Source organism: Blautia sp. XA-2221, assembly GCF_028767025.1.
Classification (GTDB): domain Bacteria; phylum Bacillota; class Clostridia; order Lachnospirales; family Lachnospiraceae; genus Blautia_A.
This window is the reverse complement of sequence record NZ_JAJQXX010000003.1, coordinates 177684-202299: the sequence shown is the minus strand read 5'-3', so window position 1 is coordinate 202299 and position 24616 is coordinate 177684. Positions and strand designations below refer to the sequence as shown.

Annotated in this window: 22 protein-coding genes; 5 read left to right on the top strand and 17 right to left on the bottom strand. The window is 43.4% G+C overall.

The window, feature by feature from the left end; translation table 11 throughout:
- Nucleotides 1–275: 275 nt before the first annotated feature.
- From LU279_RS04230 to LU279_RS04220, 3 genes are all read right to left on the bottom strand, one after another.
- Entirely contained in the window at nt 276–1940 is a 1665-nt protein-coding gene (locus LU279_RS04230; protein ID WP_274421319.1) for a DUF4091 domain-containing protein, read from the bottom strand.
- Nucleotides 1941–2036: 96 nt separating this feature from the next.
- Nucleotides 2037–3392 carry a carbohydrate ABC transporter permease gene (locus LU279_RS04225; protein WP_274421318.1) on the bottom strand — a complete coding sequence of 452 codons (1356 nt, stop codon included), beginning with the start codon at nt 3390–3392 and terminating at the stop codon, nt 2037–2039.
- Nucleotides 3393–3405: 13 nt separating this feature from the next.
- The gene (locus tag LU279_RS04220; RefSeq protein ID WP_274421317.1) at nt 3406–4314 is read right to left on the bottom strand and encodes a carbohydrate ABC transporter permease; all 909 of its coding nucleotides are present in this window, start codon (nt 4312–4314) and stop codon (nt 3406–3408) included.
- Nucleotides 4315–4576: 262 nt separating this feature from the next.
- Between LU279_RS04220 and LU279_RS04215 the strand changes: the two genes are divergently transcribed.
- From LU279_RS04215 to LU279_RS04205, 3 genes are all read left to right on the top strand, one after another.
- Nucleotides 4577–5896, top strand: a complete 1320-nt coding sequence (locus tag LU279_RS04215) for an extracellular solute-binding protein (RefSeq protein ID WP_274421316.1) — start codon at nt 4577–4579, stop codon at nt 5894–5896.
- Nucleotides 5897–6078: 182 nt separating this feature from the next.
- Complete coding sequence (locus LU279_RS04210) at nt 6079–8055, top strand: cache domain-containing sensor histidine kinase (RefSeq protein WP_274421315.1); 1977 nt, start codon at nt 6079–6081, stop codon at nt 8053–8055.
- Entirely contained in the window at nt 8027–9553 is a 1527-nt protein-coding gene (locus tag LU279_RS04205; RefSeq protein WP_274421314.1) for a response regulator, read from the top strand. Before LU279_RS04210 ends, LU279_RS04205 begins: the two co-directional genes overlap by 29 nt.
- Nucleotides 9554–9632: 79 nt before the next feature.
- Here LU279_RS04205 and LU279_RS04200 read toward each other — a convergent pair whose 3' ends face one another.
- Nucleotides 9633–10802, bottom strand: a complete 1170-nt coding sequence (locus LU279_RS04200; protein WP_274421313.1) for a cation diffusion facilitator family transporter — start codon at nt 10800–10802, stop codon at nt 9633–9635.
- Nucleotides 10803–10990: 188 nt separating this feature from the next.
- Between LU279_RS04200 and LU279_RS04195 the strand changes: the two genes are divergently transcribed.
- Nucleotides 10991–11758 (top strand): NYN domain-containing protein, encoded by a 768-nt coding sequence (locus LU279_RS04195; protein WP_274421312.1) that lies wholly within the window; start codon nt 10991–10993, stop codon nt 11756–11758.
- 10 nt (nt 11759–11768) lie between these two features.
- On the opposite strand, the gene truA is transcribed toward LU279_RS04195, so the two are convergent.
- The 10 genes from truA to LU279_RS04145 form a co-directional block, all read right to left on the bottom strand.
- Nucleotides 11769–12512, bottom strand: coding sequence for a tRNA pseudouridine(38-40) synthase TruA (gene truA, locus LU279_RS04190; RefSeq protein WP_022068107.1), 744 nt, complete (start codon nt 12510–12512; stop codon nt 11769–11771).
- Nucleotides 12509–13312 (bottom strand): energy-coupling factor transporter transmembrane component T family protein, encoded by an 804-nt coding sequence (locus LU279_RS04185; RefSeq protein ID WP_274421311.1) that lies wholly within the window; start codon nt 13310–13312, stop codon nt 12509–12511. Before LU279_RS04185 ends, truA begins: the two co-directional genes overlap by 4 nt.
- A complete protein-coding gene (locus LU279_RS04180; RefSeq protein WP_274421310.1) occupies nt 13309–14193 on the bottom strand; it encodes an energy-coupling factor transporter ATPase in 885 nt (294 codons plus the stop codon). The genes LU279_RS04185 and LU279_RS04180 overlap by 4 nt, the downstream gene beginning before the upstream one ends.
- A complete protein-coding gene (locus tag LU279_RS04175; protein ID WP_274421309.1) occupies nt 14184–15029 on the bottom strand; it encodes an energy-coupling factor transporter ATPase in 846 nt (281 codons plus the stop codon). Before LU279_RS04175 ends, LU279_RS04180 begins: the two co-directional genes overlap by 10 nt.
- Before the next feature lie 12 nt (nt 15030–15041).
- A complete protein-coding gene (gene yihA, locus LU279_RS04170; protein ID WP_274421308.1) occupies nt 15042–15650 on the bottom strand; it encodes a ribosome biogenesis GTP-binding protein YihA/YsxC in 609 nt (202 codons plus the stop codon).
- A gap of 45 nt (nt 15651–15695) precedes the next feature.
- Complete coding sequence (lon, locus tag LU279_RS04165) at nt 15696–18011, bottom strand: endopeptidase La (RefSeq protein ID WP_274421307.1); 2316 nt, start codon at nt 18009–18011, stop codon at nt 15696–15698.
- An 18-nt stretch (nt 18012–18029) separates the two neighbouring features.
- Nucleotides 18030–19340, bottom strand: coding sequence for an ATP-dependent Clp protease ATP-binding subunit ClpX (gene clpX / locus LU279_RS04160; protein WP_274421306.1), 1311 nt, complete (start codon nt 19338–19340; stop codon nt 18030–18032).
- Between the two features lie 97 nt (nt 19341–19437).
- Nucleotides 19438–20019, bottom strand: coding sequence for an ATP-dependent Clp endopeptidase proteolytic subunit ClpP (gene clpP / locus LU279_RS04155; protein ID WP_138270627.1), 582 nt, complete (start codon nt 20017–20019; stop codon nt 19438–19440).
- Nucleotides 20020–20076: 57 nt separating this feature from the next.
- On the bottom strand, nt 20077–21363 hold the full coding sequence (gene tig / locus LU279_RS04150; RefSeq protein WP_274421305.1) for a trigger factor: 1287 nt from the start codon (nt 21361–21363) through the stop codon (nt 20077–20079).
- Nucleotides 21364–21595: 232 nt separating this feature from the next.
- Nucleotides 21596–22147, bottom strand: a complete 552-nt coding sequence (locus tag LU279_RS04145) for a DJ-1 family glyoxalase III (RefSeq protein WP_274421304.1) — start codon at nt 22145–22147, stop codon at nt 21596–21598.
- Nucleotides 22148–22705: 558 nt separating this feature from the next.
- On the opposite strand from LU279_RS04145, the gene LU279_RS04140 reads away from it, so the two are divergent.
- On the top strand, nt 22706–23167 hold the full coding sequence (locus LU279_RS04140) for a CYTH domain-containing protein (RefSeq protein WP_274421303.1): 462 nt from the start codon (nt 22706–22708) through the stop codon (nt 23165–23167).
- A gap of 83 nt (nt 23168–23250) precedes the next feature.
- Here LU279_RS04140 and LU279_RS04135 read toward each other — a convergent pair whose 3' ends face one another.
- The 3 genes from LU279_RS04135 to LU279_RS04125 form a co-directional block, all read right to left on the bottom strand.
- Nucleotides 23251–23475, bottom strand: coding sequence for a hypothetical protein (locus LU279_RS04135; RefSeq protein WP_274421302.1), 225 nt, complete (start codon nt 23473–23475; stop codon nt 23251–23253).
- Nucleotides 23476–23560: 85 nt separating this feature from the next.
- A complete protein-coding gene (gene proC / locus LU279_RS04130) occupies nt 23561–24355 on the bottom strand; it encodes a pyrroline-5-carboxylate reductase (protein ID WP_274421301.1) in 795 nt (264 codons plus the stop codon).
- A complete protein-coding gene (locus LU279_RS04125) occupies nt 24352–24528 on the bottom strand; it encodes a hypothetical protein (protein ID WP_274421300.1) in 177 nt (58 codons plus the stop codon). Before LU279_RS04125 ends, proC begins: the two co-directional genes overlap by 4 nt.
- Nucleotides 24529–24616: the final 88 nt, after the last annotated feature.

The following is a 24616-nucleotide window of genomic DNA, read 5'->3' as shown; positions in this document are numbered from 1 at the left end:
CCGGTCAGTTCCGAGATTAAACGACTTTCAAAAAATCCAGTGTTAAATCCGACTGTGTATCAAAACACAGTCTATCATACGTCCTATATTATACAGCTTCATTTTCTTCGCTAAATTGTAACATAAACTTATGAAGAATTCCACTTATACTTTGGCAAAAAAACAGTGTAAACTCAGTGAGATCTCCCCCCGCCGTTCCGATGATTTTCCCAAGGCTCTAAAACTCCAGAACAAAAGCAGGAATCTGATAAAGGTCATCTGTAAGCCGGAGATATTCACAAGCATTCTTCATCTGTCTGAATTGCAGTATCCTCCAGACTTTCCAGAAGAAGTTCAAAGACACGTTCCAGCTCCTCAGGATCATTGCAGTATGTATAATTGTTGGTAAACATCTGATCCAGAAGCCTGTCATGAAGCGCCTCGTCTTTTTTACGCAGAAGTCCCCACAGAGCTGCATCCTCTGCCCCCCGTCTCTGGGCTTCCAGCCTCATTCCTATATCCGATCCATTCTCTCCCGGATATACCAGAAACGAATCACCACATGGGAAGTTTGTTCCTATTCCTGTGTCATTTGGACAGCTTGTTCCTTTAAGCGGATCCATTCCCCCCGGAAACTGGTTAAATCCCCAGTGCAGGAATCCCGAAATCCTGTTTCTGGCGCATCCCCAGAAAAGAAGTCTTCCTCTCATTAAATGAAAGTCCAGAAAACGGTTCAGCCATTTCCCTTCCGGACCACAGCACACATAAGTCCATACCGTTTCCCCAAGTCCGATCAAAGTATCAAACTCTTCTTTTCGTTTTTCATAGCCGGCTGTACCGGGAACCCAGATATCTACACCCCCGAAAAATCCCGCAGTATCCACCGCTTCGATTATGCGCACACCCGGAAGATATTTCCGGAGAATACTTGCAGCAAGATAATACTGCCGTCTTCTGGATTCCAGCGCCTGCTGATCTCTGAAATGAATATCCGGTTCATCATGAATATGAAAAAGAACTTTTTTGTCCCATCCGTGCTTTTTCAGGTATGAAGCCAGAGCCTGTACCAGACGAACCGTGTGTTCATATCCTTCAAGGGTATCAAACTTCAGATTTTTTTTCATCATGCAGGTAAAACTGTCTGTATACATATCCGGACTTCCATCCGGACGAAATCCTCTGTGCAGAAGCGCTCCCAGCTCCAGTATTTCCATTCCCTCTGCAAAAAAACTTTCTATAACAGGAGTCAGATACTCAAAATCAAAGGTCCAGGGCTTTTCTCCTGTCACACATTTCTCATCCAGCTGAATATAAAAAACATTCTGATGAAGTCTTCTCATTGCACGGATATATTTTCTGAGTACCTGGATATATTCCGGAGTTCCCATCTCCACATAATGAAAACGACTGATGTCTTCCAGGGAAAACCAGTTGGTAACAGGAAACGCATCCTGTGGAATCATCACATCATAAACATGTACCAACAGCCTGCACTCCCAGCTTCCTTCTTTTGCTTCAGCCCGCAGTTTCAGCGTATGCTCTCCCGGAAGAATATCCTTATCCGCTGTAAAGCAGAAATAAACTGCCGCTCTTCCCTCTTCTGCCTGCACTCTGCCGGTTTTTATGCTCCTCAGACAGTCATATACTCTGAACGGAGCAAGTCTGGTGACATACTCCGGTTTTTCTTCCGGAGGATTTTGAAGGACCATACCTCCCCCCTGAGAAACACCATCTCCCGTATTGTACTCCACCGGTACAGCTTTCATCTGATACCACTCTGTCTGAAATCCGGTTCCTTCTATGACAAATTCCACATCCTGCCCCAGAGTTTCCAGCAGAACCTGAATGCCCGGTTTGCCATTTCTGGCCATTACCAGCCGAAGCTGTTCCGGAAGACAGCCCAGAGGACTGTCCGGATAAAGAAATTCTTCTTTTGTTGTTGCATAACCTTTCAATGTCATATATTCTCTCCTGAACTCATCTTTGATTTCTATTTTATTTTTAACTGTACCTCCAGAATCCATGACTGGATCTTCTGTAAATCCGCTTATACTGTTTTAGCCTTTGACACCGGAAGCCACTATGCTCTGTTTCAGCTGCCGTGAAAACAGAAGCGACAACAGGATAACCGGAGTAATTGTCACCACTGCCAGTCCCATCAGAGCATTTTGTTTGGTTCCCGCATTATTGGAAATATTATAAAGCGCCACATTCAATGTCCACAGATTCTGATCCTCTGTTACCAGCCATGCCCAGAAGAAATCGTTCCAGTTTCCAATAAAAGTCTGAAGTGCGATCAGAGAAATAATCGGCTTGGACAACGGCATACAGATCCTTGTATAAAGATACCAGCTTCCCGCTCCGTCCAGCGCAGCCGCTTCAAAATAACTGCCTGGAATCTGATCGAAAAATCCCTTATACAGATATACATAAAAGCCATAAGGATAAAGGAACGGAAGAAGAAGCGCCGCATAATTGTTATAGGCACCCATTTCCTTATACATAATCAGCTGAGGAAGCATAATACTTGCAAACGGAATCATCATTCCACCCAGGAAAAACATCAATACAAATTTTCCGGCTTTTTTTGACAGCTGTCTGCTGATCACAAACGCACATACGGAACAGAGGATTACCTGGGCAACCATTGCAAAACCGATGACAATCACACTGTTTATCACAAAAGTCATAAATCCCATTTTGGCGATCCGTTCGTTCTGTGGATAAATATAGGCAGGCATATCCAGATAATATTTAAAACTTTCCAAATTCAGAAAATTTTTTGTCTTATCGCCCACACTTACCAGTTTTCCTACAGTCTGATATTTTTCATTCAGCACAGAACTTACCTGTTCGGTAAAATTGTTTCCAAGTCCTTCTTCTACTTTTTTATCGATCCCGTCTGCATCAAATTCATATCCAATGGATTCACAGGCACGGATATAGCGGTCATCATGCAGGAGAATTTCTTTTTTGATGGCAGTTCTCTTATAAATACCATAGTCACATTCCATCTGCAGCTTCATCTGGTGCGCTCTGGAATGAAACAGTGTTTTTCCGTCTTTTGTGCCATACACCTGGATCTCCATAATCGACTGATCCGCAAGCTTGAAGTTTGTTCCGAACATGGCAAGTACATTGTCCTGCATCATCTGGTCCTTTAAAGCCTCTTCACTTTCAAACTCCTGACCGGAATAATCAAACACAAGAGACACACTGTTTGCTCTGCCCGGAAGAAGTTTCGGAGGCACCTCATAAATCTGCGAATTGTCTTTCATGGAGCTTGATACGGCAAAAATCATGGGATACAGCATCAGCGCCGCAAACAACAGAGATACCACAACTGCCACGATCTTAAGGCAGCGCTCTGATTTTCCATAATGGATCTTATTTTTATTTCTTAATCTTTTCATTGCTCTGCCCCCTCTAGTTATTTTCCGACTTTTCAAAATGCATCTGCATCATAGTCAGGGCTGCTATCACGATCAGCAGGACCACCGATGCGGCAGAACCGCGTCCATAATTCAGATCCTGATTAAACGCATTGTAAATAAAAATGCCCTGTGTGGTAGACGCTCCGCTTGGACCTCCTGATGCATACATATAAGGAGCGTCCAGCATCTGCATAGTTGTGATCACGCACATAATAAGCTGGATAAAAATCATAAAGGAAATATTTGGAAGTATAATATGTATGATTTTTTTAAATCCTGTACATCCATCCAGAGCTGCCGATTCCATGATATCTGTTGAGACTCCCTGTATTGCCGACAGATAAAGCAGAACAGTCAGACCGCCTCCCAACACACCGGGAAAAATGATACAGAATTTTACCAGATTGGGATCACTAAGCCAGGTCTGTGGCTCTCCGCCAAAGAACTGCACGATCTGATTTGCCACACCATAATCCGGATGCCATATCCATTTCCAGATGATCACATTCACGGAAGTAGGGATCAGGGCCGGAAGAATATAAAGTGTTGTCAGGCATTTCTGTAATTTAATCAGCTCATTCAAAAGCAGCGCCTGAATCAGCGGAATAAAGAAGCACATACAAAGCTGCAGCATCAGAAAAATAAACGTATTTTTCCAGGAATCCCAGTAAAACTGCATCTGAAACATTTCCATATAATTTTCAAAGCCCACAAATTTTCCCGGAGGATTGATGGGATCATATTGGAACAGAGAAATATAAAATGCGCTGAAAATAGGGTAATATTTCAGCCACACAGTAAATGCCATGGGAAGGAACAGGATACACCACGGCGTTATTTTTTTCCGGAACATATAGCTGCCCGATTTTACGGCAAGAGATCTTTTCTTTTTCTTACTCATTTTCCGTACCTCCATTTTTCTGCATGATTCTATTAGCTTAGAGTATAAAGAAAAGTAATGCTTTATAAAATATACGAACCTTACTTTCAGGTCACTTTTCTTAACCTCTTAAACCACGTTCCTGCTACACCTTAAAAAAAGTGACTTTTTTTATGCATTTTGGTTAATTTTATTCTATTTTCATAAGTAAATTTATCTGTTATGATTAATTACAAGTTAAAGCAACGGCATAAAAGAAGTCAATAAAAAGGAGGATCTATTTATGATGAAGAAAAAACTTCTTGCAACTCTGCTCTGCCTTTCTATGGCAGCAACTACTTTTGCAGGCGCTACTGTTGTTTCTGCAGCAGAAGAAGAACATGAACCGGTAGAACTTACCATCTGGGTAACAAGCCGTACACAGGATGACTGGTCTCTCTCCATGGAAGAACAGTTCCTGGAAGAACATCCCTGGATCACATTAAACAAAGTTGTAAAAGAAGGCGATCCCGGAAATGAATTTTATCAGGGCGTTGCTTCCGGAACCGCACCGGATCTTGTAAACTGCTCTTTTACCATGATGGATTCTTATATTGCGGCAGGTATCCTGGAGCCTCTGAACACTTATACAGATAACTGGGATGAATGGGGAAACTTTACCAAAGAATATGTAGATATGTTCACAAGAGACGGACAGATTTACGGTATCCCTTCCACTGTTTCTCCAATGCTTTTCGGTTACAACAAAGCACTCTTTGAGGAAGCAGGCCTGACTGAGCCTCCGAAAACATGGGAAGAGGCTCTTGATATGGCCAAAAAAATCAACAATCCAGAAAATCAGATTGCAGGCTACGCAACTCTGGCTGCTGAATGGACAGAATGGTTCTTCCAGTACTATGTATGGCAGGCCGGCGGTGATCTGACAAAAGAAAACGAGGACGGAACCGCAGAGCTTACATTTACTGATCCGGCTGTTATCGAAGCCGCTAAATATTATCAGCAGTTAAAAAGCGAAGGTGTTCTTCAGAGCGATCTGACACTGAAATTTGAAGATCTGACCATGGACTTTGCAATGGGCAAGATCGGTATGATGCCATTTGCATCTGACTGGGTATCCGATGCTGTTTCCAATGGAATGGATCCTGACGATATCGGTCTCTGTCTGCCTCCTGCCGGACCTTCCGGAGAACAGACCACAGCCATTGCAGGAACCACCTATGTTATTAACGCAAAATCTGATCAAGCAAAAAAAGACGCTGCATGGGAATATATTGAATTTTATAATTCAAAAGATTACTTCTCCTCCTACTTTGAGAATCTTGCAACAAAAGGCGCTTTAAGCCCGGTAATCATTCCTCGTGATGATATGAGCGTAACTGATTTCTATGACTTCCCGGAGGAATACAAAGAAGTCCTGGAAGCAGCAAAAACTGTTGGTCGTCTGGAATTTTACGGAAAAGCTGATTTCGGCTCCTATGTTGACCGTGCTGTCCAGAAAATCCTCACCGATCCAAATGCAGATCCGGAAAAAGAATTTGCAGATGCACAGAAACAGTGTGAGTCAGAAGCTCTTGAAAAATTCAATGAGGCAAATAAAAAATAACACTCTAAATCCTTTTTGTGTTATCTGTCAGGCATAAAATTTAAAAGAAGAACTGTTTTTCCTGCTTTAACCATGTAGGAAAACAGTTCTTTTTTATATGATGATGTCTTTTTTCCCCAATTATGCTATAATAAACAAAGCTTTATGTATGTTACCCATATATACCCGTCCGGAGGTTTTCTATGAAACTGTTCACTTTTATCCGCACCCTCAGACATAAATGGAATGCTCTGGTAATCCGAAAGCTTCGCAAAGTCGGTATTTTTAAACGACTGAACATTTCTTTTCTGGTACTTTTACTTACTTCCGCTTTTTTTCTGACCTTTTTTTCATTCTTTCAGTATTCCAGAGAAATCAGCCTGAATCTTGACCGATATACCACTATGATGGTACAGAATACAGGTCTGAAGATACAGGATACCATGAAAGATTATGAAAACACGGCTCTGAATTTTTATGATGATATCCATATCCTCAATGCCATCTCAGAAAATTCCGCTTTTTCTCAAAATCGGACTCCTGAAGAGGAAACGCAGTTTCAAAAAAATAAATTCCTGATAGAAAACAGGCTCTATGATCTGCGCCAGAATCAGAAATATATTGTAAATATTCAGTTTGTCACTCCGGACTGTCAGTACCATATGGTAGAGGAACACGGGTTCCAGAGAGGCGGCACTATCCGGGATCTGAATGCCTTTTATCAGTCTGAATTTTATCTTCTTCCACAGGAAAAAAAGGGATATCCCGTATGGATGGACAGTCGGAAACAGACAGATATTTTTTACAAGAATGAACAGAATGTATACGGTTTTGCCAACATCATCACTTTGGGCATTGCCGTTTATGAACCATATGACCGGGAATTTCTTGGTGTTCTGCTTTTTAATATTGATACGGATACTTTTTCCGGCGCTGTGGATGGCACTATGGATAACGGCAGTACCGGAAACACATTTCTGGTTGGAAAAGACGGGATTCTACACTGGTTCAACCCCAGTATCAATGCTCCCTCTCTTCCCTATGATCCTGCACTTTATCAGCAGATGCAGAGCAAGGGAAAAAGCATTGAGCGTACTTCGATCAACGGGCAAAATGTGCTTCTTGCCTATGAACAGATTCCCGGAACAGGACTTTTCACCTGCTACGTTGCTGACCTGAATACTCTTATGAAGCACCCTTTTCATATACGCAACCTTTGTCTGCTGGTACTTGCCGGAACAGTGATCGCCTGCTTTATTCTCTCTTATTATGTAACCTTCAGTATTTCTGATCCTCTGAAAAAGCTGAATTATGTAATGAAAAAAACAGGCAGCGGAAAATGGACTGCCCGCTATGAAAACAGCGGTCATGACGAGATCACTGATCTTGGAAACCGTTTCAATGAAATGGCAGAAAACACCAATCAGCTTATTGATCAGGTATATATTTCAGAAATCCGGCGGCAACGGACTCTGTTAAGCTGGAAAAACGCTCAGCTGGATGCTATGCTTATGCAGATCAATCCTCATTTTCTTTATAATACTCTGGATATCATCCGCTGGGAAGCCATGTATGAGGCCAATGGCGAAAGTCCGGTGACAGAGATGATCGAAAAATTCAGCCGACTTTGCCGGCTTGGAATGAAAACCGGCGGAAACACAATTCCCTTAAAAGAGGGAATCGAACATGCTTCGATCTATATGGATGTGATCAATTTCCGCCACAGTGACAAAATACAGCTTATTCTGAAAACAGAAGTAAATGAAAACGAAGTTTATATTCCGCAGTTCATGCTGCAGCCTATTATGGAAAATGCAGTGGTTCATGCTTTTGGAGATGCAAGCCGCGGTTATTTTATCCGGCTTCGCTCTTTTTCCGAAAACGGAAATCTGTGTATTCTTATAACAGATAACGGGAAAGGAATGACCGATGAAGAGCTTGCTTCTCTTAAACAGTCTCTTAACAGAGAAGAAGTCTCTGGCGAAAGTATTGGACTTGTCAATGTTCATCAGAGAATCCGCCTTTTTTACGGGGATGATTATGGAATCCACATTTCCAGTTCTCCCGGAAAGGGTACAGAAATCAAAATACTCCTGCCTCTCAGAGATCATTCTGAAAATATGGCAGGAAATATGAGAGGAACAGATATTCATGATTTATCAGGTACTGATTGTAGATGATGAAGAAATTGTATGCCGCGGACTGGCACAGTTTGTAAAATGGCAAAAATACGGATTTGAGGTTGCTGCAACCGCTTCCAGTGCGGATGAGGCTCTTTCTGTTATGAAAAAGCTCCATATTGACGTAGCTTTTATGGATATCCGTATGCCAGGTCAGACAGGTCTGGAGCTTCTTCGTATTATCAGGCAGAAATATCCTGATGTAAAATCCGTGATCCTGAGCGGATACTCTGATTTTTCCTACGCTCAGGAAGCGATCCGCAACGGAGCTGTAGACTACCTGACAAAGCCTGTGGTACTGAAAGATATTGAAGCGCTTCTGGAACGCCTGAAAAATGATTTTGACGCCATACAGAACGATAACCGTATACGATGCAACCGGATGGAAGCCCTGCTTCTTTCGGCTGCCAAAGGCTACTCAAAGGCGGATGCCGTGCGCTTTAATCTTCCCATCCTGGAATCCTGGTACGGCCTGTCTCTGTTTCTGAAAAACAGAGAACTCTCCGAGGACGAGATCACCTGCAAAAAAGAACAGATGCGCAGACAGATTTCCGCCCTTGTGCCGTCTGCAATTTTTCTTGAAGATGAAATTTTTTCTCTTTTCTGTCTGATTCCGTGGGATCCCAAAAACGATTTTCATTCTTTCACCACACTTCTGGAGCAGCTTTGCCCGGAACTGGAGGAATGGGCCACCGGAGCAAGCAAGCAGAAATATGGTCTGGATGATCTTCATGAGGGATGGGAGGAAGCCTGCCGGGCTCAGCACTATCATCGCGCCGGAAGCAAAGAGAGAACCATTCTTTATCAAAATATCGAAAAACTGTTTTCAAAAAACGCCCTTCCACTTCAGGATATCCTGCCGCAACTTTTCCAGAAGCTCACTAATCCTGAAACAAGAGATGAAGTGTTTGCTCTGCTCAATACCTCCCTGACGTCTGTCCTCAGTCAGGATATTTCTCTCACCCAGTATCAGACTGCATGTATCAGTTTTCTTATTGAGCTAAACAGTTGTCTGAAGGATCTTTCCCTTCCGGAAAAGGAGCTTCATTCCAGTCTGAATCAGGTATTAAGCAGTATTCTTCTTTCTCAGAACTATCAGGAATGTACCGGGTGTATGACAAAATACCTTGACTGGCTGATCAGCCTTTTAAATCAGTTTGATGAGCAGTCTCTCGGAAAAGATGTAATACGGGAAATCCAGATCTTTATACGCCGCAATTATGCCGAAAACATTACTCTTAATTCTTTAGCCGAGCAATTTTACCTGCATCCTAATTATCTGAGCAGGCTTTTTAAGGAAAAAACAGGTCATAACTTTGTGGAATACCTTACCGAAATACGAATGGAAAAAGTGAAAGAACTTCTTCTGAACTCAGACAAAAAAATCATCGAAATCTGCGAGATGACCGGATACGACAATCCCAGATATTTCAGCAAAGTATTTAAACAATATACCGGTATATCCCCCAGGGAATACAGAGAAAGTCAAAAAAAGTAAAGGTGTATCTGCTGTATCCCGATCCAGATGATAAAAATCAAAGGAGTCACCGTCTTAACTTGTGGTGGCTCCTTTTTTATCAGTAATATTCATGATCGATCTGGATCACCGGAGAATATTTCCCTCCGGGCAGCTCCCTGATTTTTTCTTTCAGGCTATTTATAATTTCATTATCTGTCTTATGGCAGCCGCTTGGCACAGACACATCAAAGATCAGATTTGTATTGGTAGGACCTTTTACCATTCGGAAATCATGCATACTTAAAGATTCGTCTGTTGTCTTTACAACTGCTCTCACCTTTTCCTGCATATCCAGGATCTCCTTATCATCTGTAACGATCGGATCCATATGGATTGTTGCTGAACAGTGGAGTTTTTCCTGAAGTTCATTCTCAATGTGATCGATCTGCTCATGGATTTCCCGAATATCCCCCTCTGCATCTACTTCCGCATGAAGTGAGATCATCAGACGCCCCGGACCATAGTCGTGGACGATCAGATCATGGATTCCATATACCAGTTTATGAGAGGTAACAATATCTCTGATCTCTTCGATAAATTCCTCCTTTGGCGGCTGTCCCAGAAGAAGATCCATGGTTTCTTTGATTGTAGAGGCTCCTGTGTACAGAATAAACAGTCCTACCAGAATACCAAACCATCCATCCAGAAGAAGCCCTGTAAACTGGCTGATTACCGTAGCAGCCAGAACAAGAGCTGTGGAAACCGTGTCGCTTAAACTGTCCATTGCAGTTGCTTTCATTGCAGCGCTTTCTATCTTTTTCCCTACAGCCCGGTTATAATAAAACATATATACTTTGACCAGAATCGATACTGCCAGGATACCAATGATCACGGGACTGCTTTCTATAGGTTCCGGATGGATCAGCTTTTCAACGGAAGATTTTACAAGCTCAAATCCCATAACAAGTATGGCAACCGATACCAGAAGTCCTGAAATATACTCCATCCTTCCGTGTCCGAAAGGATGTTCCGGATCTGGTCTCTGTCCGGAGATCCGGAAACCGATCAGGGTTATGATCGAAGAACCCGCATCGGAAAGATTGTTAAATGCATCTGCAGTAATGGCTATGGAACCGCTTAAAAATCCGGCGATCCACTTTCCCAGAAAAAGCAGGATATTAAGCCCGATCCCCACAGCGCCGCAAAGAGTTCCGTACGCCTGTCTCACTGCAGGGGAGTTGTAATCCTGTCTGTTTTTTATAAAAATCGAAGCCAAAAACTGAATCATATTACCATCTCCTACTCCTGTTTCATTCCCTCGATTCTAACACATTCTGTGATAAAATTCCATAAATATTTACTTTTAGCCGGGAAAATGCTATATTGCATATATAAATCTGTACAGGAATCTATCTGTTTTCAGGACACATCCATTTCAGCTTTATGACAGAATTTTAAACAGGAGAATACCCGATTATGAAAAATCTTGAAAAAATTGCTCTGCTGATCGACGCAGATAACACTCAGCTTTCCAAACTGGAAACGGTAATACAGGAACTCTCTGCTTACGGACGCATTGTTGTAAAAAGAGCCTACGGAAACTGGAGAAAAGAATCTCTGAAAAACTGGGAAGATGAATTGAAAAGACTTGCGATCAAAGCGGAGCAGCAGTTTGACTATGTTTCCGGCAAAAACGCCACAGACATGGCGCTGGTTATTGACACTCTTGATCTGCTCCACAAAGAAATCTATGACGCTTTTGTGATCGTTGCAAGCGACAGTGATTACACCCCTCTTGCTATTCGGCTTCACGAATCCGGTGTATATGTAATGGGCGTAGGAGAGAAAAAAACTCCCGCTGCTTTTCGTAATGCCTGCGATGAATTTCTTTTTCTGGAAAATATGAGTAAATCCTCCGAAATCCCTGTTTCCAAACCGGAAAGCAAACCAAACGGACGGAAGGAAACTGCTGACAGTGATCTGGAAGAAAAATCAAATACTGACGAGCTGCAGGACATCCACAAGCTTCTGAAAATTGCCTGGGACAAATATCAGGATGATGACCGATATGTCAATGTCAGCTCTGCCGGTCAGTATATCAAACGTGCCAAACCGGACTTTGACGCCCGCACCTACGGTTTTATGAAGCTTCCTGATCTTATTGAAGCTTTTCCAAAAAAATATGCAATGAAGCGCTATCCCGGAAAAGGAACCGTCACCATCATTGCATATAAGTGTAAATAATTTTTTATTTTTATGAATCAAAAAATTCAATTCCCATAAGAGTCAGTCCGTGAGCCGGCGCTGTAGGACCGGAAACAGAGCGGTCGCAGGCATTCAGAATCTCGCGGACTCTCTCCGGCGGATACTGTCCGTTTCCCACCTGTATCAGAGTTCCTGCAATAATTCTTACCATATTATATAAAAATCCCTCCCCGGAAACCCGGATGGTAACAATATCGCCATCCCTCCACACATCAATTCCTGTCACGGTCCGGACCGTTGATTTTACCTGCGCCCCTGTGCCGCAGAAGCTGGCAAAGTCATGACGCCCGATCAGATAAGAAGTCGCCTCTCTCATTTTTTCCACATCAAGCTTATAATGATAAAAATAAGAATAAAGTCTTTCTGTAGGCACCGGAAACTTCCTGTTGAGGATCCTGTACTCATAAGTTTTTTCACTGTCACAGTATCTTGGATGAAAATCCGGTTCCACTTCCTCGGAAAGCTGTATACGGATATCCTCCGGAAGCCTCTGATTCAGCGCATAGGAAATTTTTTCTCCGGGAATTTTTGTATTTGTGTCAAACACAGCAACATTCCCCAGAGCATGTACTCCCGCATCTGTACGGCTTGCTCCTATGGTTTCTATTTTTTCACCAAGAAGTTCTGACAATGTATCATTGAGAACTCCCTGAATGGTGATTCCATTTGGCTGGATCTGCCAGCCGCAGTAATTTGTGCCGTCATAGGCAACTACAAGTCCTACTCTTTTCATATTCCTGCCACCCGAAATCCGATCGCAACTGCCAGATACAGAGCCAGTATCATATAGGTTACATAATCTCTTTTTTCATAATGAAGAGGTTTCATCTGCGTTCTCTGATCTCCTCCGTGATAACATCTTGCCTCCATTGCCATAGCAAGATCATTGGCTCGGCGAAATGCAGAGATAAACAACGGTACCAGAAGAGGCACCATATTTTTTACCTTCTGGATCAGATTTCCATTCTCAAAATCTGCTCCTCTTGCAATCTGCGCCTTCATGATCTTGTCTGTTTCCTCCAGTAGTATAGGAATAAAACGAAGAGCAATAGACATCATCATTGCAATTTCATGAACCGGCACATGGATCTTGTTCAGAGGACGCAGACCTCTTTCCAGACCGTCTGTAAGCTGATTGGGTGTTGTGGTCAACGTCATCAGAGAAGAACCGATCACAAGGTAGATCAGACGGATCGCCATCTTTCCAGCCAGTGAAATTCCCTCTCTTGTCGCCTTGAGAAATCCGAAACTCCAGAGCACCTCCCCCGGTGTCAGAAATACGTTGAACACCATGGTGATAAGCAGGATGATAAAAATTGCTTTCAGACCCTTAAAAATAAATTTTACCGGAACCTTGGATATCTTTATTGCAACAGCCAGAAATACTGTCGCCACTGCATACCCCGGAATCGTATTAAACAGGAACACAGAAATAATAAAAACAAGAGTTCCCATCAGTTTTGTCCTGGGATCCAGTTTATGAAGAGGGGAATCCGCAGGATAATACTGACCAATCGTAATATCTCTGATCATTTCTCATTTCCTCCCTTCAAAAGAGGAGAAGCTGCTTCTTTCAGCGCTCTGAGAATATCGTCCCTGGCCTCCTCCACAGTTGTCGCATTGGGATCTACTTTCAGCCCTTGCTGTTTCAGGGCGTGCATAATATAAGTAATCTGAGGTGCTGCCAGTCCCATGGCCTCCAGCTCCTGATAATGGCTGAACACCTCTCTTGGAGTATCGTCAAAAGCAATCTGGCCACGGTTTACCACGATCAGACGCTCTACATATTTTGCCACGTCTTCCATACTGTGAGACACAAGAATAATCGTGATCCCACGGGCCTTATGAAGCTCTGCTATCTGATCCAGGATCTCGTCCCGACCTTTTGGATCAAGTCCGGCTGTGGGCTCATCCAGGATCAGAATTTTGGGATTCATTGCAAGAACGCCTGCAATGGCAACTCTTTTTTTCTGACCTCCGGAAAGTTCAAAAGGCGATTTACTGAAATTTTCTTCTTTAAATCCAACCTGAAGAAGCGCTTTTTTCGCTTCAGCCTCTGCTTCTTCACGGCTCATTCCCTGATTCATGGGGCCAAAACACACATCAGAAAGCACGTCGCTCTCGAAAAGCTGATGCTCCGGATACTGGAACACCAACCCCACCTGACTTCTTAAATTCCGCCTGTCATATTTTTCTTCCCACACATCTTCTCCATTATAGAGAACAGAGCCGGATGTAGGACGGATCAGAGCATTCAGATGCTGGATCAGTGTGGATTTTCCGCTTCCGGTATGACCGATCACCCCGATAAACTGTCCATCCGGAATTTCCAGATTAATATCCTTCAGCGCATGGATTTCATAAGCGGTTCCCGGGCTGTAGGTGTATGTGATATTTTTTAATTCTATTGACATAAGCAATTCACCAGCTCTTCCGTAGTAAGGATTCCATCCGGGATATCCACCCCGGATTTTTTCAGTTCATGGGCAAGGAGTGTTACCTGAGGCACGTCCAGTCTGTATTTTTTCAGCATATCCACCTGGGAAAAAATCTCTCTTGGAGTCCCCTCCATTACTACATGACCCTCGTCCATAACATATACATGGTCTGCGTCAATAACTTCTTCCATGTAGTGAGTGATCAGAACTACTGTTACTTTTTCCTGTCTGTTCAGCTGATGCACTGCTTCCAGAACCTCTTTCCTGCCGTTTGGATCCAGCATGGCTGTAGGTTCGTCAAGGACAATACATCTTGGGCGCATTGCCATGACTCCTGCAATGGCGACTCTCTGCTTCTGTCCTCCGGAAAGCTTGTTTGGAGAATGGTGACGATATGCTGCCATTCCGGTTTTCTGAAGACTTTCGTCCACACGTTTCCAGATATCTTCTGTGGGTATTCCCATGTTTTCCGGTCCGAATCCCACATCTTCCTCCACAACCGTTCCGATGATCTGGTTATCCGGATTCTGAAATACCATTCCGGCTTTCTGCCGGATCTTCCACAGTTCCGGCTCTTTCATGGTATCCATACTGTCGATCCATATCGTTCCCTCTGTAGGAAGGAGCAAAGCGTTAATATGCTTGGCAAACGTGGATTTTCCGGAACCGTTATGTCCCAGAACAGCCACAAACTCACCTTCCTGAATATCCACACTCACTTCGTCTACCGCTCTCTGAGTTTCCTGTATGTTTCCGTCGTCATCATATTTAAAATAATCAAATCCCAGTTTCAATGCTTTGATGATTCCCATATCCGTATCCTTTCAGACTTCCTCAGAAGGCTCTTTGCTGTCTGTAAGAGACTCGATCACTTCCCAGATTTCATCTCTTCCCTGTTTGGTTTCAGCAGAAAAAGGAATCACTGTGCTTCCTTTTTTCAGCTGAAGTCCTTCTTTTATCATTTTCAGATGCTTCTGGATCTGGCTTCTTTTTAATTTATCCAGTTTAGTGGCTATGATGATCGGTTCATAACCGTTATGAAGAATCCATTCATACATCTGACAGTCATTGGCAGACGGCTCATGACGGATGTCGATCAGGAGGAACACTGCTTTCAGATTTTTTGAAGTATGAAGATACTTCTCGATCATTTTTCCCCATTTTTCCTTTTCCGTCTGAGATACCCGCGCATATCCATATCCTGGAAGGTCTACCAGATATCTTTCGCCATTGATCTTATAAAAATTGATCGTCTGTGTTTTGCCCGGCTGTCCGCTGGTGCGAGCCAGGGACTTCCGGTTCATCAGACCATTGATCAGGGAGGATTTCCCTACATTGGATTTTCCGGCAAATGCCACTTCCGGCATTCCCGTATCAGGAAGTTTGCTGGTAATTCCGCAAACAATATCTAATTCTGCCTGTTTTATAACCATTTGTTTCCTCTCCTGTCCGGCTCCTTTCACGGATCCGGGATCCTGTTATTTGCTCAGCGCTCTGTGAAGCACATCTGTCATAGTTTCTACAAAAGAAATTTTCAGACCGTCAAGAATCTCCTGGTCCAGTTCTTCCACATCCACTCTGTTTTCTGCGGGAACAAGAACTTCTTTTATTTTTGCATATCTGGCTGCAAGAAGCTTCTCTTTTAATCCTCCAATAGGAAGCACACGGCCTCTCAGAGTAATTTCTCCTGTCATTGCCACGTCTGCCCTTACCGGCTTCTTAATGATCGCAGACAGTATGGCTGTAGCCATGGTAATTCCGGCGGAGGGACCGTCCTTTGGAACTGCTCCTTCCGGAATATGTACATGAATGTCGTTTTCCTGGAAAAACTCCGGTTTAATCTTATACTGGTCTGCAATGGAACGGATAAAAGAAATACCTGCCTGGGCAGATTCCTTCATCACATCTCCAAGCTGTCCTGTAAGGACCAGTTCACCTTTTCCCGGCATTACATTGACCTCTATCTGCAGCGTATCGCCGCCTACCTGAGTCCATGCAAGTCCTCTTGCAATACCGATCTCATCCTTTTTATTTGCCATCATATAAGAATAACGGCTTTTTCCAAGAAACTTATCCAGATTCTTTGTAGTGACTTTTACTTTGTCCTGACCGTTTTCCATGATCTCACGAGCTGCCCTGCGGCAGATCTGCGCGATCTTTCTCTCCAGAGACCGGACTCCGGCTTCTTTGGTGTAAAGATTAATGATTCTCCGAAGAGCAGGCGCCTGGATCGACAGGCTTCCCTTCGGAAGTCCGTTGACCTCCATCTGCTTTGGAATCAGATGTTCCTTTGCAATATGTTCTTTTTCATTTTCCGTATATCCGGAAATCTCCAGAACCTCCATACGGTCAAGAAGCGGACGCGGTATCTCCTGAAGATCATTGGCTGTGGCAATAAAAAGAACCTCTGAAAGATCCTGGGGTACTTCCACATAATGATCATTAAAACGACTGTTCTGCTCCGGATCAAGAACCTCCAAAAGCGCTGAAGCGGTATCTCCTCTGTGGTCACTTCCGGTTTTGTCTATTTCATCCAGAAGCATCAGAGGATTGCTGACTCCCGCCTGCTGCAGGGCTGCCGTAATCCTTCCCGGCATGGCGCCTACATAAGTTCTTCTGTGCCCTCTGATCTCAGCTTCATCCCGGACACCGCCCAGACAGATGCGGACATATTTTTTGTGAAGAGCCTCTGCCACAGACTTCGCAATGGAAGTTTTTCCGGTTCCCGGAGGGCCCACAAGACAGAGGATTGGACTTTTTCCGCCCTTTGTCAGCTTTCTCACAGAAAGGAATTCCATGATCCTTTCTTTTACCTCTTTCAGTCCGTAATGCCCTTCCTCAAGAATCTTCCAGGCTTCTGCCAGATCATCGGAATCCTCGGAACGGCTGTTCCAGGGAAGAGCCAGAAGTGTTTCAATATAAGTTCCAAGCACAGGACTTTCTGCTGAGCTGCTGCTCATGGAGCGGTAACGGCTGATTTCTTTTGCAAGCTTTTCCTTTACTTCAGCAGGAGCATCCAGCTGTTCCAGTTTCTTCCCGTACTCATCCGCCATATCAGAAACGCTTTCTTCTCCAAGCTCCTCACGGATCAGTTTTAACTGTTCTCTCAGAATGTATTCCCGCTGATTTTTGTCAACCCTGATCTTCAGCTTTTTCTGAAGATCCTGACCTACTTTAAAAACTTCAATTTCATTCTGAAGGATTCCTCCAAGGACTTCATATCGTTCCTCCAGAGTAGCTGCCTCCAGAAGTTTCTGCTTGTTCTGCCAGGTAAGAGAAATATTCACAGAAATCTGTGTCATCAGTTCTTCAAGATTTTCGATGTTCAGAATCTGCGATGCCAGCTCCCGGCTGACCTTGCCGCTTTCCGTACAATACTGGTGGAACAGACCGTGAATTCCTCTGTACATAGCTTCTCTCACAGTATCTGCATATGGTTCTTCTTCTGAAACAGAAACAGCGGTCTCTGCCTCCAGAAACGGTTCTTCCTGAACAAGAGACAAAAGCTCGGCTCTTTCTCTTCCTTCAACAAGAACCCTCAGCAGATCATGCGGAAGTTTTACTACCTGTTTGATATATGCAATGGTGCCCACTCTGCACAGATCTGAAATTCCGGGATTCTCTATTTCCGGATCTTTCTGTGTCACCAGAAAAATCTCCTGTCCGCGAAGCATTGCGGCTTCTACGGCTTTTATGGAGCGTTCTCTGCTGATATCAAAGTGGACGATCATTTCCGGCAGGATTGTTGTTCCCCGAAGGGCAATCGCCGGCAAAGTGTTAATTGGCTGCGTCATTTGCTGTCATTTCCTTCCTCAGGCTGTTTCCGGCTTTCCATTTTTCCTGGAACGGGAATTTCTTCTCGCGGAAGGCTGTACTGCCGGTTCTTCTCCATAAATGATCTCCGGCTCTCCGGTTCCTTCAACAGCCTCTTTTGTAATAATTGCCTTACGGATCGTATTATCTGAAGGCGCCTTATACATCAGATCCATCAAAGATGTTTCCATAATGGAACGAAGTCCTCTTGCGCCTGTTTTTCTTTCCAGAGATTTTCTGGCCACCAGCTCCAGAGCCTCATCCTGAAAATCAAGCTCTACTCCATCCAGCTCAAACAGCTTATGATACTGTTTGGTAAGAGAGTTTTTGGGCTCACGGAGAATACGGATCAGAGCTTTCTCATCCAGTCCGTCCAGAGTAACAACAATCGGGACACGTCCGATAAATTCCGGGATCAGTCCGAATTTTATGAAATCCTCCGGCATTACCTGTTTCAGAACTTCACCTACATTTTTTTCTTCTTTTGCAGTAACCTCTGCTCCAAAACCAATCGCTTTGGTATCCTGACGGGCTTCAATGATCTTTTCGATCCCGTCAAAGGCACCGCCGCAGATAAACAGGATATTTGTTGTATCTATCTGGATAAACTCCTGATGCGGATGCTTTCTTCCTCCCTGTGGCGGAACGCTGGCAACAGTTCCCTCAAGGATTTTAAGAAGAGCCTGCTGTACACCCTCTCCGGATACGTCACGGGTAATAGATGCATTTTCAGCTTTTCTGGTGATCTTGTCAATCTCATCGATATAAATGATTCCGTACTGTGCGCGCTCAATGTCATAGTCAGCTGCCTGAATGATCTTCAGGAGAATATTTTCCACATCCTCTCCCACATAACCGGCTTCTGTCAGTGTAGTGGCATCAGCGATCGCAAACGGAACATTCAGAAGGCGGGCCAGAGTCTGAGCCAGAAGAGTTTTTCCGGAACCTGTAGGACCAAGCATCAGAATGTTGCTTTTCTGAAGCTCAACATCCAGATTTCCTGCTGCGGTAATTCTTTTATAATGATTATAAACTGCCACAGACAGAGCTTTTTTGGCATCCTCCTGTCCAATCACATAATCGTCCAGGATTTTGTGGATCTCCTCGGGCTTTAACAGGTTGATATCCGTGTCAAAATCATCCTCCGGACCGTACTGAGCCAGCTCTTCTTCCATAATCTCCGAACAGATCCCGATACATTCATCACAGATGAACACACCCTCCGGACCTGCGATCAGTTTGCGTACCTGATCCTCGGATTTATTACAAAAAGAGCATCTGACCTTTCCTTCTCTTATCTTATCTGCCATGGATATTTCTCTATTCCTTTCTACTACAATATATTGATATGCTGAGATAAAAGCAAGACAAGACTCCCTGTTAAAGGAGTCTTCTCTTCAGTCTTTTTTATTTATGTTCGACAACACCGTCAATCAGACCATATGCCTTTGCTTCTTCTGCAGTCATATAATTGTCGCGGTCTGTATCCTTTTCAACCACTTCAAGAGGCTGTCCTGTGTTCTCAGCCAGCATTTCATTTAAGGTGCGCTTTGTCTGAGCAATGTGGTCTGCCACGATCTGAATTTCTGTAGCCTGACCCTGAGCGCCGCCGGACGGCTGGTGAATCATAATGGTAGAGTGCGGAAGAGCAAATCTCTTGCCCTTTGTTCCTCCCGCCAGAAGGAATGCGCCCATGCTGGCTGCCATTCCAAGGCAGATGGTGGATACATCGCACTTAATGTATTTCATAGTGTCATAAATTGCCATACCTGCGGTAACAGAACCTCCCGGACTGTTGATATAAAGCTGAATATCCTTGCCCGGATCCTCTGCTTCCAGAAACAGAAGCTGTGCCACAATGATACTGGCACTTACATCATTCACTTCCTCTCCCAGGAAAATGATCCTGTCCTTCAGAAGTCTTGAATAAATGTCGTAACTTCTCTCTCCCCTGCTTGTCTGCTCAATGACATAAGGTACTAAACTCATATATATGCCTCCATTCGTCGCGTCACAGTGGATTCAAAAGATGTCCGCTTGCGCTTTTTACGCTTCCTTTGCTTCGTCTGCTACAAGAGTAACTGCTTTCTGTACAGCCATGTCTTTCTTCATCTGCTCTAATTCACGGTCGCCAAGAAGCTCTTTTAATTTGTCAGCTTCCATTTTGTACATTTCAGCCATCTTGCTGATCTCTTCGTTTACTTCATCCTCAGAAACCTCGATATTCTCAGTTTCTGCAATCTTTTCAAGAACAAGTCTTGTCTGGATTCTCTTCAGAGCCTGCGGTTTCATCTCTTCCTGCATCTTCTCTGCTGTCATTCCTGTGAACTGGAAGTACTGCTCCATAGTCAGACCCTGAGACTGCATTCTGGATGCAAAGTCGTTCAGCATCTGACGAACCTGTGTGTTGAGCATAGCGTCCGGAATTTCCATCTCAGCGTTCTCGATTGCTTTATCTACTGCTGCATTTTCTTTTGCTGCGCGTGCTTCTTTTTCTTTTTTCTCTGTGAGGTTTTTCTTAACGTCCTCTTTGTACTCTGCAAGAGTATCGAACTCGGAAACATCCTGAGCAAAATCATCATCAAGCTCCGGAAGTTCTTTTGTTTCTACTTTCTTTACATCACACTGGAATACTGCTGCTTTGCCTGCAAGCTCTGCTGCCTGATATTCCTCCGGGAAAGTTACGTTTACTTCTACGTGATCGCCTGCTTTTGCGCCTACAAGCTGATCCTCGAATCCCGGAATAAAGGAGCCGGAACCAAGTGTCAGAGGATAATCTGTTCCTTTGCCGCCTTCAAAAGCAACGCCATCTACAAATCCCTCGAAGTCGATTGTTGTGATATCGCCGTTCTCTGCTCCGCGATCCTCAACTGTTACAGTTCTGGAGTTTTTCTCCTGCTCTTTTTTGATCTCAGCATCAATGTCCTCGTCTGTTACTTCTGTTTCGGACTTCGGAACTTCAACACCCTTGTACTCGCCAAGTGTTACTTCCGGTTTTACAGCTACTTCTGCTGTGAAGATGAAAGCTTTTCCCGGCTCAGCCTGAGTTACATCGATCTCCGGCTGGGAAACGATCTCAAGGTCGCACTCCTCAAGAGCTTTGCTGTAATGCTCCGGAATAAGAGCGTTTGCAGCATCCTCAAGGAAGATTCCCTTGCCATACATCTGCTCGATCATTTTTCTCGGTGCTTTGCCTTTACGGAATCCCGGGATGGAGATTTTGCCTCTTGCTTTCAGGTATGCGTTCTGCATTGCCTTGTCTAATTCTTCAGCGGAAACCTCGATTGTAAGTTTCGCCATGTTTTTTTCCATTTTTTCTACCTGTAAACTCATGTTTCCTGTTCCTCCTTAAAATTGTCAGGTTCTGATTCTATTTTTAAAATTTACTCTATTTTTGCCTGTGTTTCAGCATTTCAGGCAAGTGTACCCTTTAAAAAAAGATACAATTACAGTCATTATCGAAGTATAGCACAACTGACATAAAAACACCAGAGTTTTTTTCAGTTTTCTGTTCCCTTACGGTAACGGCTCACACAACACTGTCCCGCAAGGTATTTCAGCGTATTTATGCCCTGTATACAATAGATTCTGCAATTTCCGCTGCCTTTTCCTCTCCCATAAGCTGCGCGATCAGACTGAGAGCAAAAGGAACAGCTGTTCCAAGTCCACGGCTTGTAGTCACATTTCCATCTACAACAACCGAATCTTCGCAGATTTCCGCTCCGTCAAGCTGGTCCATAAAAGAAGGATAGGAAGTTGCTTTTCTGTTTTTCAGAAATCCCAGCTTTGCAAAAACACTTGGGGCTGCGCAGATGGCTGCAACTTTTCCGCCTTTTGCATAATATTCTGTAAGAAGTTCTGTAAGAGGCTGATACGCACCCAGATATTTTGTTCCCGGCATTCCTCCCGGAAGTACCAGCATGTCTGCATCTGAAAAATCTGTGTCTGAAAAAATACAGTCTGTTTTCATTTCGATCCCATGTGAAGTAGTAATCTCTCTTGTTTCCTTAATAGAAACCGTAACCGCCTCAATTCCTGCTCTTCTCATAAGATCCACAACTGTCAAGCCTTCAATATCCTCAAATCCATCTGCCAGAAAAATATATACTTTGCTCATAAAAAATCCTCTCGTTCATCAGGGTTCAGAACCCTTTCCATATGTCTGTAAGTATACCACTTTTTTCCGACTGCATACAAGAAATATTGTTCAACCGCTTCTCATCGCATGGTTTGTGGACTCTGTTTTATTATTGTCGTAAACAGACTCTGTACTGTTATTTCCAAAGATAAATTTACCAGGTCAACCACAGCAAAATCTCGTGACGGAGCGCGTTCCCCATGCTATAATAATAGAGTTATAAATGAACGGATAAAAAAGCACACAATATTGCTGTTTTATTTTTGTACAAAACACAGACTGAAATTCATGTTATTTGTGTCCGCATACTACGGATTCTATTATGCAAAATTCTGTATTTGTCCATTTACAGAACACAGCCTGCCGATACGGACTGATAATACTTTAAAATCCATAATATAAAACAGTGTGCTGCTTTATTCGAGTATGAAACAAATATTTATATCCATCCCAAAATAAATAGAAGAAACTTTTTATAGTCTCTTGAATCTTATCATTTATAATTTTTTACCAACATTCAATCACAAGGAGTATATCATGGAAATAGAAAGAAAATTTCTTATAAAAAAAGAGCAGCTTCCCGCTAACCTGGAGCAATTCCCCTGCCATGAAATTGAACAGGGCTATCTCTGTACAGAACCGGTTGTGCGTATCCGCAGACAAGATGAACAATATTATCTTACTTATAAATCAAAAGGACTGATGACCCGGGAAGAATATAATCTTCCGCTGACCAGAGATGCCTATCTTCACCTGAAGCCGAAAGCTGACGGACTTGTTATCTCAAAAACAAGATACCTGATCCCAGAAAAAAACGGACTGACTATTGAACTTGATGTATTTCATCAGGAATATAATGGTCTTCTTCTGGCTGAAGTAGAATTTTCCTCTCAGGAAGAAGCCGAATCCTACTGCCCTCCTGACTGGTTCGGAGAGGACGTCACCTTTTCCTCCAGATACCACAACAGTACTTTAAGCCGTGGTCTCACAAAAAAATAATCCACTGCTTTTTATCCGGCTAAATGACAGATATTTTCAGGTGTTCTTGTTTCCCATATGGACACCTTTATTGATATTTTCTTTTATCTCTGCTGTTTTCTTTTTCTTCTGTGCCGTCTTTTTATACACGGCGTTACTTTTCTCCATTTTTGTGCAGGATCCCACTTTCCGCTCATCAGCCTTTTTTCCAGATATCTACTGTAAGATACCGGAATGATTCCCAGAAGCTTCCCCACAATCTGTACTATCGGCTTACTGCTATTTTCCAGCCTCATAGACTGTTCAAGGAGTTTCTGAATAAAAAACATGTGCTAAACCTCCCTTATAAGAAATAGTTTAGCACATTCTGTTCTTTAACACAATTTTACAAAAAATAAATCCTGATGTTTTATTTTACAGACGTTTTCCTTTTTCTGCTGCTCCCGTAAGAGCCTCAAATACAGCGCTTCTCATTCCTTTGTCTTCCAGAATCCTAACGCCCTCTATGGTACTTCCTGCCGGAGAGCAGACCATATCTTTCAGTTCAGCTGGATGCATTCCTGTTTCCAATACCATTTTTGCGCTTCCCATCACTGCCTGAGCCGCAAAAGAGTATGCCTGACTTCTCGGAAGTCCCTGGGCAACTGCAGCGTCTGCCATTGCCTCAATAAACATAAATACATAAGCCGGCGAACATCCGCATACTGCGCTGAACGCATCCATCAGTCTCTCCGGAATAAATTCAAATCTTCCAAAGCTTTCTGCAATCTCTCTGATCTTCTGAACTTCCTCTTCTGTTACCCGTTCATTGCAGCAGCCGGCAGTCATTCCCGCCCCCACCTGAGCCGGAGTATTTGGCATCAGACGCACAGCCTTCACAGGGCAGCCACAGATATCTTCCAGCCATTTCAGAGTTTTACCAGGAGCAATTCCCACCAGAATATGTTTTTCTGTTAAAAGATCTCTCACTTCTATAAGAACCTCTTCATAAAACTGCGGTTTTACTGCAAGAAATACAATTTCTGCCTGAGAAACAACCTGACGATTGTCCATAGTCGTCTCTACGCCCAGCTTTTCCCGGCTTCGTTTTGATCCTGCCTCTGTAAGATTAGACACAATGATCTCTTCTTTTTTTACAATCCCTTTTTTCAAAATTCCGCCGATCATAGCTGAAGCCATGTTTCCGCAACCAATAAATCCAATTTTCATAATTGTTTTCCTCTTTTCTTTTTATTTCTCTCATGGTACACCATATCATCTACTTCTGTCATCAGAAACTTGCAGCTGGCAAATAAAATCTCTATAACAATCGCAACCAAAAACACAGCAGACAAAAGAATTTCCCTATCACGCACAGCATAACAACTTCCTTCTGTTTTCATATAGCGTGATCTGCTTCCTTTTTCATTTACTTTTCAGCTTTCCACAAAGTATTTTTTCAAGTTATCTTGAATCCCAAAAATCTCAGTG

What these genes read in the sequence shown, in the direction of transcription:
- LU279_RS04230 (WP_274421319.1), bottom strand. Translation starts at nt 1,940, where the DNA reads ATGACATTGAAAGGTTATGCAACAACAAAAGAAGAATTTCTTTATCCG.
- LU279_RS04225 (WP_274421318.1), bottom strand. Translation starts at nt 3,392, where the DNA reads ATGAAAAGATTAAGAAATAAAAATAAGATCCATTATGGAAAATCAGAG.
- LU279_RS04220 (WP_274421317.1), bottom strand. Translation starts at nt 4,314, where the DNA reads ATGAGTAAGAAAAAGAAAAGATCTCTTGCCGTAAAATCGGGCAGCTAT.
- LU279_RS04215 (WP_274421316.1), top strand. Translation starts at nt 4,577, where the DNA reads ATGATGAAGAAAAAACTTCTTGCAACTCTGCTCTGCCTTTCTATGGCA.
- LU279_RS04210 (WP_274421315.1), top strand. Translation starts at nt 6,079, where the DNA reads ATGAAACTGTTCACTTTTATCCGCACCCTCAGACATAAATGGAATGCT.
- LU279_RS04205 (WP_274421314.1), top strand. Translation starts at nt 8,027, where the DNA reads ATGATTTATCAGGTACTGATTGTAGATGATGAAGAAATTGTATGCCGC.
- LU279_RS04200 (WP_274421313.1), bottom strand. Translation starts at nt 10,802, where the DNA reads ATGATTCAGTTTTTGGCTTCGATTTTTATAAAAAACAGACAGGATTAC.
- LU279_RS04195 (WP_274421312.1), top strand. Translation starts at nt 10,991, where the DNA reads ATGAAAAATCTTGAAAAAATTGCTCTGCTGATCGACGCAGATAACACT.
- truA (WP_022068107.1), bottom strand. Translation starts at nt 12,512, where the DNA reads ATGAAAAGAGTAGGACTTGTAGTTGCCTATGACGGCACAAATTACTGC.
- LU279_RS04185 (WP_274421311.1), bottom strand. Translation starts at nt 13,312, where the DNA reads ATGATCAGAGATATTACGATTGGTCAGTATTATCCTGCGGATTCCCCT.
- LU279_RS04180 (WP_274421310.1), bottom strand. Translation starts at nt 14,193, where the DNA reads ATGTCAATAGAATTAAAAAATATCACATACACCTACAGCCCGGGAACC.
- LU279_RS04175 (WP_274421309.1), bottom strand. Translation starts at nt 15,029, where the DNA reads ATGGGAATCATCAAAGCATTGAAACTGGGATTTGATTATTTTAAATAT.
- yihA (WP_274421308.1), bottom strand. Translation starts at nt 15,650, where the DNA reads ATGGTTATAAAACAGGCAGAATTAGATATTGTTTGCGGAATTACCAGC.
- lon (WP_274421307.1), bottom strand. Translation starts at nt 18,011, where the DNA reads ATGACGCAGCCAATTAACACTTTGCCGGCGATTGCCCTTCGGGGAACA.
- clpX (WP_274421306.1), bottom strand. Translation starts at nt 19,340, where the DNA reads ATGGCAGATAAGATAAGAGAAGGAAAGGTCAGATGCTCTTTTTGTAAT.
- clpP (WP_138270627.1), bottom strand. Translation starts at nt 20,019, where the DNA reads ATGAGTTTAGTACCTTATGTCATTGAGCAGACAAGCAGGGGAGAGAGA.
- tig (WP_274421305.1), bottom strand. Translation starts at nt 21,363, where the DNA reads ATGAGTTTACAGGTAGAAAAAATGGAAAAAAACATGGCGAAACTTACA.
- LU279_RS04145 (WP_274421304.1), bottom strand. Translation starts at nt 22,147, where the DNA reads ATGAGCAAAGTATATATTTTTCTGGCAGATGGATTTGAGGATATTGAA.
- LU279_RS04140 (WP_274421303.1), top strand. Translation starts at nt 22,706, where the DNA reads ATGGAAATAGAAAGAAAATTTCTTATAAAAAAAGAGCAGCTTCCCGCT.
- LU279_RS04135 (WP_274421302.1), bottom strand. Translation starts at nt 23,475, where the DNA reads ATGTTTTTTATTCAGAAACTCCTTGAACAGTCTATGAGGCTGGAAAAT.
- proC (WP_274421301.1), bottom strand. Translation starts at nt 24,355, where the DNA reads ATGAAAATTGGATTTATTGGTTGCGGAAACATGGCTTCAGCTATGATC.
- LU279_RS04125 (WP_274421300.1), bottom strand. Translation starts at nt 24,528, where the DNA reads ATGAAAACAGAAGGAAGTTGTTATGCTGTGCGTGATAGGGAAATTCTT.